At 48.7% G+C, this 11,070-nt stretch carries 9 protein-coding genes and 1 riboswitch; of the genes, 7 read left to right on the forward strand and 2 right to left on the reverse strand.

Annotated elements, in window-relative coordinates; genetic code table 11:
- Window positions 1-34 precede the first annotated feature (34 nt).
- The 5 genes from MHI45_RS30130 to MHI45_RS30150 all read left to right on the forward strand — a co-directional run bounded on the left by MHI45_RS30130 (window position 35) and on the right by MHI45_RS30150 (window position 6,221).
- Entirely contained in the window at window positions 35-718 is a 684-nt protein-coding gene (locus MHI45_RS30130; RefSeq protein WP_038599269.1) for a response regulator transcription factor, read from the forward strand.
- The gene (locus tag MHI45_RS30135) at window positions 715-1,758 is read left to right on the forward strand and encodes a sensor histidine kinase (protein WP_076110576.1); all 1,044 of its coding nucleotides are present in this window, start codon (window positions 715-717) and stop codon (window positions 1,756-1,758) included. The genes MHI45_RS30130 and MHI45_RS30135 overlap by 4 nt, the downstream gene beginning before the upstream one ends.
- A 111-nt stretch (window positions 1,759-1,869) precedes the next feature.
- Window positions 1,870-2,655 (forward strand): ABC transporter ATP-binding protein, encoded by a 786-nt coding sequence (locus MHI45_RS30140; RefSeq protein WP_445667526.1) that lies wholly within the window; start codon window positions 1,870-1,872, stop codon window positions 2,653-2,655.
- Window positions 2,642-4,567 carry an ABC transporter permease gene (locus MHI45_RS30145; RefSeq protein WP_341118505.1) on the forward strand — a complete coding sequence of 642 codons (1,926 nt, stop codon included), beginning with the start codon at window positions 2,642-2,644 and terminating at the stop codon, window positions 4,565-4,567. Before MHI45_RS30140 ends, MHI45_RS30145 begins: the two co-directional genes overlap by 14 nt.
- 421 nt (window positions 4,568-4,988) lie before the next feature.
- The gene (locus MHI45_RS30150; RefSeq protein ID WP_076110574.1) at window positions 4,989-6,221 is read left to right on the forward strand and encodes an RICIN domain-containing protein; all 1,233 of its coding nucleotides are present in this window, start codon (window positions 4,989-4,991) and stop codon (window positions 6,219-6,221) included.
- 126 nt (window positions 6,222-6,347) lie between these two features.
- On the opposite strand, the gene MHI45_RS30155 is transcribed toward MHI45_RS30150, so the two are convergent.
- Complete coding sequence (locus tag MHI45_RS30155) at window positions 6,348-6,713, reverse strand: VOC family protein (RefSeq protein ID WP_083675605.1); 366 nt, start codon at window positions 6,711-6,713, stop codon at window positions 6,348-6,350.
- 46 nt (window positions 6,714-6,759) lie between these two features.
- The gene (locus MHI45_RS30160) at window positions 6,760-7,539 is read right to left on the reverse strand and encodes an SDR family NAD(P)-dependent oxidoreductase (RefSeq protein ID WP_076110573.1); all 780 of its coding nucleotides are present in this window, start codon (window positions 7,537-7,539) and stop codon (window positions 6,760-6,762) included.
- 301 nt (window positions 7,540-7,840) lie between these two features.
- On the opposite strand from MHI45_RS30160, the gene MHI45_RS30165 reads away from it, so the two are divergent.
- Both MHI45_RS30165 and MHI45_RS30170 read left to right on the forward strand, forming a co-directional pair.
- The gene (locus tag MHI45_RS30165) at window positions 7,841-8,521 is read left to right on the forward strand and encodes a TetR/AcrR family transcriptional regulator (RefSeq protein ID WP_076110572.1); all 681 of its coding nucleotides are present in this window, start codon (window positions 7,841-7,843) and stop codon (window positions 8,519-8,521) included.
- A gap of 271 nt (window positions 8,522-8,792) precedes the next feature.
- Window positions 8,793-8,886, forward strand: a riboswitch (cyclic di-GMP riboswitch).
- A gap of 51 nt (window positions 8,887-8,937) precedes the next feature.
- Entirely contained in the window at window positions 8,938-11,070 is a 2,133-nt protein-coding gene (locus MHI45_RS30170) for an S-layer homology domain-containing protein (RefSeq protein ID WP_340899371.1), read from the forward strand.

Consider the following 11,070-nt stretch of genomic DNA (forward strand, 5'->3'; position numbering starts at 1 on the left):
TGAAGGAGCAACAGCCGGAAGGGAGTTGGCCGATATGGATTTTAATATATTTATTATCGAAGATGATGAGGCCATTTTTGCTTCCTTAAAGGAACGATTGGAGCAGTGGTCGTTTCATGTCACGGGACCGGAGCGATTTGATGATGTGATGAGCACCTACATTAAAGTGCAGCCCCAGCTGGTCATCATAGATATACAGCTTCCAATGTATGATGGTTTTCACTGGTGCCGGGAAATTCGGGCAGTGTCAAAAGTGCCGATTCTCTTTCTATCTTCGCGCGATCATCCGCTGGATATGGTGATGGCGATGAATATGGGGGCGGACGATTATATTCAAAAGCCGTTTCATATAGACGTGCTGCTCGCGCAAATACAAGCGATTCTCCGCCGGACCTATGCTTATAGAGAGGAAGCTGATGACCTTATCGAATGGAACGGCACCATTATTGATATGAAGCGTGGCCTGATCCGCAAGGATGGGCAGGACGTGTTATTGACCAAGAACGAATTTTTTATTCTGGTGGTGCTCGTCAAGGAGAAGGATAAAGTGATTTTACGCCAGGATCTGATCCGCAAGCTGTGGGATGATGAGACCTTCGTCAACGACAATACGCTGACAGCGAACATAACGCGGCTACGTCAAAAGCTGGCGCTTTTTCAACTGGAAGAAGCGATTGTAACAAAAAAAGGACTTGGATATATGGCGTGTACGTTATGAGCGGGAAACGTTTATTCCTCCGCTATCTGTATGACAGGAAAAGCTGGATTGTGTTTTTCCTGTTCTCATTGTTGTTTGTAGATTTGCTGATCTGGATCGACAATGGCATTTCCATCCGTGGAAATTCGATGCTCTATTTAAACATGCTGCTAATTCTGGCGATGATCGTTTTCCTTGGGTGGCGTTTTCGCAAAGAAACGAGGTATCCGCGAGCGCTGGCAGAACTGGCTGAAGGGATCCACGAGGATTGGATTGAAACCTTGCCGTCAACTTTTTTGTATCAGGAGGAGGCGACGAGCCAGCTCTTACGGGCAGTGGACCACTGGTACTGGCATAAAATATCGAAGAGCCATTCTGCCCGATCTATGGAGCAGGATTATATCGCTGCCTGGGTGCATGAGGTAAAGACGCCGCTGACTGCGGTGAAGTTAATCATAGATGCTAACAGAGACCATCCGGCGATGCGTAAAATCGAATCGGAATGGCTGCGGATTCATTTACTCATCGACCAGCAATTATACATTTCACGTTTGCCGACACTTGAGGCTGATTATGTGTTGGAACAGACGGGAATTCAGCGGCTTGCTGCACTGGAAGTACGTGAGCTTAGCTCCTGGTGTATGGAGAAAAACATAGCTGTTGAGTTTGAAGGCGAAGAGACTTTAGTTAGAACAGACCGCAAATGGTGCCGTTTTATTATCAGGCAAATATTGACGAATGCGGTTAACTATAGCCCGGAGGGCGGAATGATTGTACTGTCAACTACAGTCATAGAGGCTGGGCCTGTCAGATTTACGATTAGAGATGAAGGACCGGGCATCGCCGCACAGGACTTGCCGCGTATCTTCGATAAAGGCTTTACCGGAGGGAACGGCAGACTGCAAAATGCGGCAACTGGACTGGGACTCTATTTAGCTCAAACTGTCGCGGACAAAATCGGGATTAGGTTAACGGTAGAGTCGGAGCCCCAATCAGGAACGGCCATGCAGATGACCTTCACCGCGGTCAATGCGTTCGAATCTGTCCGGACTTCAATATGATAATATTGTCACGTAGAACCTCCTGCTTGTCATCTGATACGGGCGACGGGCATGGCCTGTTTCTCTAAAATGAAGGTTATATCAGAGTGGAGGCTACCTGAGGCTATGGAGATGAATCATAACAATGGGCTGAGAACCGTGCTGCATGCGCAGGAAGTCCGTAAATCATTTGGTGTCAGGGGAAATGTTCAGCAGGTGCTGAAGGGCATCAACCTGCGTGTAATGGAAGGTGAGTTTGTCGGAATCATGGGGCCGTCCGGGTCGGGAAAGTCGACTTTAATCAAAGTGTTGGCGACCATTGATAAAGCGACGGAAGGGAAAATTCTCGTCGAAGATACGGACGTCTCGATTATGAAAAATACCGAATTGTCTGCTTTTCGGCGCAAGAAGCTGGGCTTCATCTTTCAGGATTACAACTTACTTGATACGTTGACGGTAAAAGAGAATATCCTGCTGCCCCTTTCCCTCGATAAGATGAAGAAAGCGTCGGTGGAGGCTGATTTTCAGGCCATGGCTGCAGATCTCGGCATCGGGGAGATTGCCCATAAATATCCGAATGAAATTTCCGGGGGGCAGCGGCAACGGACGTCTGCTGCACGCGCATTAATCCACCGGCCCTCCATCGTATTTGCGGATGAGCCGACTGGTGCTTTGGATTCGAAGGCGGCCTCCTCTCTATTGGGAATGCTGGAGGAGCTTAACGGGCAGCACAATATTACCATTATGATGGTGACTCATGATCCTGTGGCCTCGAGCTATTGCAGCCGCGTCGTGTTTTTGAAGGACGGAATGCTGTATTCCGAATTGTACCGAGGCAGCAAGACACGGCAAGCTTTCTTTAAAGATATATTGAATGTGCAGGCCGTGCTCGGGGGTGATCATATTGACACTGTTTGAGTTGATTATCCGTGGTGTGCGGAAAAATATTAAAAATTACTACTTATATTATTTTGCACTAATTTTCAGTACAGCCCTTTATTTCGTGTTCGCCACATTGCAGAATGACTCATCGGTAATGGCAGCATCATTCGGCGAGATTCCATTTACTTTGGTGTTTGATGTGGCCGGAATTTTGGTGCTCACGATTGTGGTTGTATTCATGATCTACGCGAACAGCATTTTTCTGAAACGCCGCAGCAAGGAAATCGGGCTGTATCAGCTGGTGGGCCTGACGCACAGCGCGGTAGCAAGGTTGCTCATCACGGAGAGTGCACTGCTGGGGATGGGGGCGCTCCTGATCGGAATAGTTGGGGGAGCGCTTGTGGCGCGGATTTTTATGCTTATTCTGATGAAACTGATCGGTATAGAAAGCGTTGTAACCCTCTCTTTCTCGAGTGGAGCCGCTTTGCAGACCGTCATCGTATTTACTGTGCTTATCGGCCTTACCATGGTACAAATGCTGTTCAAGGTTTACCGCTCAACGCTGCTCGATTTATTCAAGGCGGACAAGCAGGGCGATTATCCGCAAGAGCCGAAGACTGTTCTGTCCGCTTTGATGGGGCTGCTTGGGATTGGACTGATCGTTACGGGCTATCTGCTCTCCAGCCAAACCCTCGGCCAAAATCTGTTCCAGCAGGTGCTTGTTATTCTTGCCTCGACCATACTTGGGACCTATTTGCTGTTTCGTGTGACGATAGGCTGGCTGTTCTTCCGGATACGAAAGGGGAAGGATGGACAGCTCGGGCTAAAAAACAGTTTGTCGCTAGCCCCGATCATGCATCGCATGAAAGGGAATGCGAACTCGCTCACCCTGATTACCATTCTATCTGCGATGACGCTGACGATGGTAGCCATCTCTTATTCGCTGTACTATTCGGCGGAGAGTGAGTCTAGAGCAATGCTGCCTTACGACTTTATCTTTGCCAATAATGAGCGGGATGGAAAGTCATTTCGTTCTGAGCTGGAGAAGGCCGGAATTGCGTTTGCTCATCAACCGGTTGAGGCTGTCCGGCTGCCTGGCACGATCGGTAAAGGGCAAGGGGACGGACGCAGCCTGTTGTTGCTCGCGGCAGAGCAATTGCAGGCAAGCGGTGCAGACATTATTGTCCCAGGACAGGGTGAGGCCGTCTGGTACACTGGCCTCAAGAAGGCGCTAAGCAAGCAGCCGTTTCCGGTTACTTTTCCAGAAGCTGTTGATTTCGGGGCAAGTGGGGTTCACGCCAACATACAATTAACACGGGGAAATGATCGCTATGCCATGAATTTCAGCTTAAACGGTCATCAGCTGGTGATGCCGCTGGACTCGATAAGGGCTATTCGTGAGCAAATGCCATCTTCCCCTGCATATGAAGCGATTGTGATCGACACCTACCAAATTGCGGATAAGAATGAGCGTGCGGCGGCATCTGGCATCTATGCGAAATATGTCAAGGAAGAGGGGGACAATCCCGATTTCGATAGCTTTTATAAAGGGTCGCTCCGAAAATTCGGGCTGATCATTTTCATAGCAGGTTTTCTCGGCCTGATCTTCCTGATCTCCACGGGCAGTATTCTGTATTTCAAGCAAATGACAGAGGCGGAGCAGGAGAGGGATAGCTATACGATTCTATGGCAGCTCGGATTCGGAGAGCGTGAGATCATGGGCGGCATTATCCGCAAGCAGATGTTTGTATTCGCGATACCGCTTGCGATCGGGCTTTTGCATTCCATCTTCGCCGTAAAAGCGGCTTCTGCGCTGTCCTTATCCAACCTCACCTTCCCGGCAGCTATTGCCATGTCGGTATATACGCTCATCTATTTTCTGTTCGCTGTGCTCACTGTTGTTTATTATCGCCGGATTGTGAGGATGTCTCAGCATCAAGGCTGCTAAGTTGTGCGAGCTCCTAACATTACATCCACTATTTTTTTGAAAATTGGACAAAATTTAGGTAGATTGATGAACCGAAACCGGTTTATAATAGGTTCATACAAGATGTTTGCGCTTACATAACTTCCTGTGAAACTATCCCTGTAACGAAGACAACAGGCGTTTATATACGAAACCGGTTGGAATAACAATAATGTGGGCCGATTAGACTGCCCCCCCTCCAAAGGCGTCGGCACCTATACAGTGTGGAAAACACGTATTTATGCTCTGGCTATTCCGGGTTTCAAATGTGCGGAGCGCGCGCCGTGCATTGAAATAAGAGAAAATAAGTGAGGTGATATTACTGGGCTGATCATGGGTAGACTGTTACCGTCTGTTTTCCTGCGTCCTATTAAAACTTTCATTTTAAGAGGAGGGAAAGATGATGTTGAGAAGGGGAAAAGTTCTGGTTCTATTACTTCTGTTCACACTCTTGATTTCTTTAGTACCCGCTGGGCATTCAAATGCAGCTTCTAACTGGAATCAGGTATGGAGCGACGAATTCGACGGGAATTCTCTGAATACTGGCAATTGGTCTGCCGAAGTTAACGGCGATGGCGGGGGAAACAATGAACTGCAGTACTACACCAACCGTGCGCAGAACTTGAAAGTTACCGGGGGGAATCTCGTCATTACTGCACTAAAAGAATCCTATGGCGGAAAAAATTACACTTCTGCAAGGATAAAGACTCAAGGATTAAAAAGTTTTACTTATGGAAAAATCGAAGCGAGAATCAAGTTGCCCTCAGGGCAGGGAATATGGCCGGCATTTTGGATGCTTGGAACGAACATCGATTCGGCGCATTGGCCTCAGTGCGGGGAAATCGACATTATGGAACGTGTAAACAATAATGCCTTTGTTAATGGCACAGTGCATTGGGATGCCAATGGACATGCTGAGTATGGACAGGTATCCGGCAACCTGGATTTTTCCCAGTACCATGTCTACAGCATTGAGTGGGATGCAAATTATATAAAGTGGTTTGTAGACGGCAACCAATATAATGCCTTCTATATTGAGAACGGAACTGGAAATACGGAAGAATACCAGAAGCCATTCTTTATACTGCTCAATCTTGCCGTGGGCGGGAATTGGCCGGGCAGTCCCGACAATTCAACTCCATTCCCGGCACAAATGCTGGTTGATTATGTACGCGTGTATCAGGCATCCACTTCGCCAAACATCGAAAGCGGCAGTATTTATACCTTAACAAACAAGGTGAGCGGCAAGGCGCTGGATGTAGTAGACGTTTCCACAGCCAGTGGAGCGAAAATGCAGCAATGGACCAATTACACTGCCAATAACCAGAGATTCAAGGTGGAGAGTACGGGCGACGGATACTACAAGCTTACAGCAGTGCATAGCGGAAAAGTATTGGATGTTCCAAGCTCAAGTACTTCCACCGGTGTACAGCTTCAGCAATGGGACGATAATGGTTCCAATGCCCAGCGGTGGAGAATCGTGGATGCGGGAGGCGGGTACTTCAAACTTGTTTCCAAAGTGAGCGGATTGGCCATAGACGTATCCGGATCTTCTACGGCAGATGGGGCAGTGGTCCAGCAATGGACCGACAATGGAACTGATGCTCAGAAGTGGTTGTTTACCAAAGTTAACTAACACCCTAGCAGGACACTGAAACAAATTTGTCTGAATGCCGTGCCCCGTTTCGGGTGATTTATGAATCTTGTGACGGGGTGCAGCTTTATTGCTTCTGCTCCATAGGGAAAAGACGAAAACACAGGCTTAGCTGTGCGCTGCAATCTGTACCTCGAAACCGTCCGGATCCAGTACATAAAAGAACGATATGCGTGGATTCGGCGTAATCGGACCACGCGCTACCGGGATACCCTGGCTTTTGAAACTCTCTATTGCCTCATCCAGCGACGCCACCTCGAACCCAATGGATACACCGCATTCCGGCTTCAGAGCCGGGTCGCTTCCCTGAATAAGCTCGATCTTGGGCTGCCCCTCCGTGCCTAACATAACAATCTGTCTTCCTCTGCTCTCAAATCTGCGGTCAATCGGAAGTCCCAGAATGCTGTGATAAAAATTAAGGGATGCCTCCAGATCCCGCACCCTGAGCGTAATCCAATTCATGCTCAATATCATGTATCCTATCCCCTTTTTGTGGATTTTCTATTTTGTTCATTATACGCTATTTTGGGCGAAGCATGTTTCCAACAATCCGCAGACTCAGTTTTCGGGTAACGAATCTGGACAACTGTGCTCCGAGGTAATTTTGCGAGCCTGGAATAGTGTATATCTTCTTTTTCGCGAGTGAGCGCAGCGCAGTCTCAACTACCTGCTGTGGAGTTGCTTTCTTCCCGACTGAAGCTTCGTCCGTCCCCACGACGGTGAAGAAATCCGTATCTGTAGAACCGGGACAAAGTGCGAAGAACTGGACTCCACGGTCACGATTCTCCCACCATAATGCGTCTGTAAAGGACAAGACAAAAGCTTTGGTTGCCCCATACACAGCCATATAGGGGAGCGGCTGAAATCCTGCAGTGGACGATACATTGATCACAGTACCAGAGCTTCTGCGCAGCATATCCGGCAAGAATAAATGAGTCATATTTACGACGGCAGCAACATTCAACATAATCTCCTCATGCTGCCGCTGGCCTGAGATTTGCTCGAACATCCCATGAGTGGCAAATCCGGCATTATTGACCAGCAGCTCAATCTCAAGCTTCAACAGCTGGCATTGCTGGAACAATTCCCTTGGTGCACTTGCTTCCGTAAGATCCATAGCTATGACTTCGACTTTGATGTTATAGCTTCTTTCGAGTTCCGCTGCCAAGTCATCGAGTTTGTTCTTAGATCTGGCTACGAGAACCAGATGGCTTCCTTGTTTAGCCAGCTGTATTGCAAATTGTTCGCCAATGCCGGAAGAGGCACCCGTGACTAGCGACCATTTTCCTTGAATATTCATATAATTACTCCTCCTATTAAAACGATGTATTCGTTAGGAAACGATGTTACCGATTGAGCAAAAAAAATTACTTTAAAAGCAGTGCCCAAAGCAATATTAGCTTGTTAGTTGGTAACGGTGTTTCCTGTTGAAATCATAGTAACCTGCTGGCTGGAGAAAGTCAAACCTTCTTTTTAAAAATTTGCAAGAAGATATGTGTATGTAGGATTGACTTTGTGGAATCGACTGTATAGAATGCGTGGTATATGATTGGAAACTGCGTTTCCCGAGAATAACAACATAACTAAAGAAGGCGATTAAGTTGAATGAACCTAACAATTTTGCTGACGCAAGCAATAGAAAGCTGACAACCTATCAGGAAGCCCGCTTACAGAACACAGCTAGTCTTCGTCAACTCGTAGTTGATGCAGCAGCCTTTATTCTTCAGGAAGAAGGGCCGGAAGCTGTCACCGTGCGAAAAGTAGCTCAGAAGATGGGTTGCTCGACCAAGATCATCTACAGTCTGTTTGCTAATAAAGAAGGTTTAGCCCAGCAATTATATCTGGAGGGCTGCAAAATACTCTCGAGCGAATTTGAGAGTGCTTCACAGTCAGAGGATCTGCAGCAGTATTTAATTAATCTGGCAGAAGTGTATTGGGAATTTGGCCAGCGCTATACCAGCTACTATAAATTGATGTTTGGGGGAGCATTTGCAGATTTCAAACCGGATGAGCAGAGCATGAAAGGCACTGTTACTGCTATGCGGCGCTTGTTGTCCGTGATTGTCAGCGCTCAAGAGCAAGGCCTAATTGCTGGTGATTCAAATGCGGAATTTATTGTAGGTACGATTTGGTCCTCTCTTCACGGAGTGATTCACCTGCACATAGGAGGACATTTGGGAAGTGTCGCAGCGTCGCACGCAGTGTATAAAGGAACGGTAGCTCTGCTTGCAAGCTCACTGTTTGCACCTGCAGCCGCAGCCAAGCATTTAAAGCAGGAGTAGTTAGTGAAATCCTTTATATAAGGCCTGGGTTCGAATCCTGAGAGTCTATAACACAATTAAACGGCAGAGATGCCGTTTTTTTGTTTCTAAATTTGTTTTAAATCTTTACACATGCCGAAGAACGAGACCTATTTCCGAAAAAAGGAAAAGGTATATAAGTAAGGGAGAACTAGAACTTATTAATTTTATAGGGATAAATTCCGATAAAGAAAGAGTCCTGTACAACTAAAGTCACACCTGCATACCCATAACGGGACAGAAAAAACCGAGTTTGAAACAAAGGCAAATCCGTACGAAAGTCGGAGACGCAAAGCCACGGGTCTACTTCATCCAAAGGAGGATGTTAAGACAGCCGGGCCGCTCAAGGCACTTGGTTTTTTGGCGTGCCTACAAATAGCGCTGGGGGAGAGAAGTAAATGAGGTTTAGAAAGAAAGGGAAGTTTTCGCGGACGGTTGTGTCCGCAGTGGCGGTGAGTATGCTTGTGGGCCTGTTTAGCGGAGGCCTTAGCATGAAGCAGGTTTTGGCTGCCGGGACCGATCCGGGTAGAACGGACTATAACGTATCCGGCAACCGGATCGTATGGCTGGAAGCAGAGGCTGACGGGGTGAAGCAGGTTCACGCGATGAATCAGGCCAGTGGTGCCAGCACTGTTCTTACATCGGGTTCATCTGCCAAGGATGCGCCTTATGTGAGCGGCAACGTTGCAGTGTGGGCCGACAAAGGAACAGAGCAGGAGTCTTCACTGAACTGGGATATTTACACTGCCGATCTTGAGACGGGTACACGAAGAAAGCTTAACAAACAGTCTGGCACATATGGCAATCCGACTACGGATGGAGTCGGTGTGGTTTGGTACGAGCGCAAAAATTACGGCAGCATGATCTATCATGATCTGGCTACGGGTGTTGAAGCCGACCTCGGCGAAGGACGTTTCCCGGTGCTGGCCGGTGGCAATGTGGTGTATAAGAATGCCCGTGACGGGGGGCTCAGTCTGCTCCATTTGAAAAGCGGAGCTACGCGTGCACTGGTTAGTCTGGGCGGAGCAAGCTATGTGGACTGGTTTGTTTTTAACGGCAGCGATGTACTGTTTAAGCAAAAAAATGGGGCTTCCGAGAGCAAATATGTGATTCTGAATATCAAGGATCTGACTGCTCTGCCTGTGGATCTCACCGAGATGAAGCCTGGAGGAACCCAGTATGCCTTCATGTCGATAGGTGAAGGGCAGGCAGTTTTTCAAGAGGAGAGGGACGGTGCTGCCACATTGCAGCAAGTGAACCTTTCTACATATGCAGTGAAATCACTGCCAGCAATAGAGCCCGGAACGAAGCTGATCGGCATTACCGGGGATAAACTGCTTTACAGCAAGAAGGATGATTACATAGAGTCGATTGACCTGAAAGAAGGATCAACCCCTCCGAGTCCGGGAGCCACTCCAAGTCCAGGGGTAACCCCAACCCCAGGAACGACTCCAGCTCCAGGGACAACCTCAAATCCAGGTGCAGTTCCAAATCCAGGCGCAGATCCGAACCCGGGTTCAGCCCCGGAAGTGAAGACCCCTGTAGTAACCGGAGCCAAGGACAGTCAGGTTATCGGAAGTGCTGGAGGTACTTTGTCTGTACTGAATGGCTGGGCACGGCTGGAGATTTCAGCAGGAACCTTCCCTGACAATACCACTGTAAGCTTGGCCCAAGCTGAGCTGGAGAAAGAAGTACTGCTCGACGCAACCGGCAAAAAACTGCTGAAGGCAGGTTCAGCGTGGCAGGTACAAGCGAGTGCTCCGTTCCTGAAGCCGGCCAAGCTGACGGTAGGGTACCCGAAGGAAGCGCCTTGGACGACAGGCCGTGAGAAGCTTGGAATCTATAGCAACGATCCGGCAAAAGGCATATGGAACTATATTGGCGGAGTGACTGCGGCGGAAGACGCCGTTGTTCAAACCGGAATTACAGCTTCCGGACTATATGCGGTAATGCTGCGCGGAGCTGAATTCACAGATATGTCAGGCCACTGGGCGCAGCAAGCTGTAGAGGTGCTGGGGGCTAGGGGGATTGTGAACGGGATGAACGGAACCGCTTATGCGCCAAAAGGGATCCTGACCCGGGCTGAATTCACCAAGCTGCTGGCAGCAACTCTTGGATTGCAGCCGCAGCGGCCGGAGACGCCGGCTTTCCGTGATGTTTCAGCTGCGAACTGGTCCTACCCTTATGTGGAAGCAGCTGCAGCGGCAGGAATCGTAACGGGAGAAAGTGGACTTTTTCACGGTAATGATCCGCTGACCCGTGAACAGATGATGGTGATGCTGATGCGGGCAATAGACAGCACTATCGGCAGCCGGGCTTCTGCTGCAGAATCTGCCAAGCTTGAAGCTGAATTGGGCGGATATAAGGACAACGGCAGCGTTAGCAGTTGGGCAAGGGATTCCGTAGCTGCAGCGGTGGGCAAGAAGCTGGTGCAGGGTAACGGACAGCTTTTGAAGCCTAAAGACTCATCAACGAGAGCAGAAGCAGCGGTCGTGATGTACAAGCTGCTGGCTGAGCTGAAATTACTCTAA

The sequence above is a fragment of the Paenibacillus sp. FSL H3-0321 genome, from assembly GCF_038002865.1.
Lineage (GTDB): Bacteria > Bacillota > Bacilli > Paenibacillales > Paenibacillaceae > Paenibacillus_AQ.

Bases quoted from the DNA above. Each gene is read 5' to 3' on its own strand.
- MHI45_RS30160 (WP_076110573.1), bottom strand. From the start codon at position 7,539: ATGAATATTCAAGGAAAATGGTCGCTAGTCACGGGTGCCTCTTCCGGC.
- MHI45_RS30150 (WP_076110574.1), top strand. From the start codon at position 4,989: ATGTTGAGAAGGGGAAAAGTTCTGGTTCTATTACTTCTGTTCACACTC.
- MHI45_RS30135 (WP_076110576.1), top strand. From the start codon at position 715: ATGAGCGGGAAACGTTTATTCCTCCGCTATCTGTATGACAGGAAAAGC.
- MHI45_RS30170 (WP_340899371.1), top strand. From the start codon at position 8,938: ATGAGGTTTAGAAAGAAAGGGAAGTTTTCGCGGACGGTTGTGTCCGCA.
- MHI45_RS30140 (WP_445667526.1), top strand. From the start codon at position 1,870: ATGAATCATAACAATGGGCTGAGAACCGTGCTGCATGCGCAGGAAGTC.
- MHI45_RS30130 (WP_038599269.1), top strand. From the start codon at position 35: ATGGATTTTAATATATTTATTATCGAAGATGATGAGGCCATTTTTGCT.
- MHI45_RS30155 (WP_083675605.1), bottom strand. From the start codon at position 6,713: ATGATATTGAGCATGAATTGGATTACGCTCAGGGTGCGGGATCTGGAG.